The organism is Pseudomonas sp. AC463, assembly GCF_979253585.1.
The window spans coordinates 1-275 of the sequence record NZ_CEEDDZ010000584.1; the positions used below are offsets into that span (position 1 = coordinate 1).

General features: G+C 68.0%; 1 protein-coding gene. It reads right to left on the bottom strand.

Annotation, left to right across the window (positions count from 1 at the left end; genetic code table 11):
• Positions 1–244, bottom strand: a 244-nt coding sequence (locus tag AC0IYH_RS31530; protein WP_471838174.1) for a hypothetical protein, incomplete at its 3' end; no start/stop codon positions are given.
• Between the last annotated feature and the right edge of the window lie 31 nt (positions 245–275).

A 275-nucleotide genomic window follows, 5' to 3' on the forward strand; every position in this document is an offset into this window, starting at 1 on the left:
GGTCCGACACGATCGGTGCGCGCTTGATTTCACCGCCAAGCACCTCCGCGACAGCCGCGCCGACCTCCGCCAGTTCGAGCGGCTCGCCGCCGGTGGCGAAGGCGTGAACGCCCGGCTCCGCGAGCAGCAGCAGGACGACGAGCGACATCAGTTCTCGGATGGCGACATAGCCGCGGACGACGCGGTGCAGCGCGCGGACGGTGATCGGGCGACCGGCGAGCGCATCGAGGATGAACGCGGCCATAGCATAGGCCTGATGCTTGTTAATGTACGGG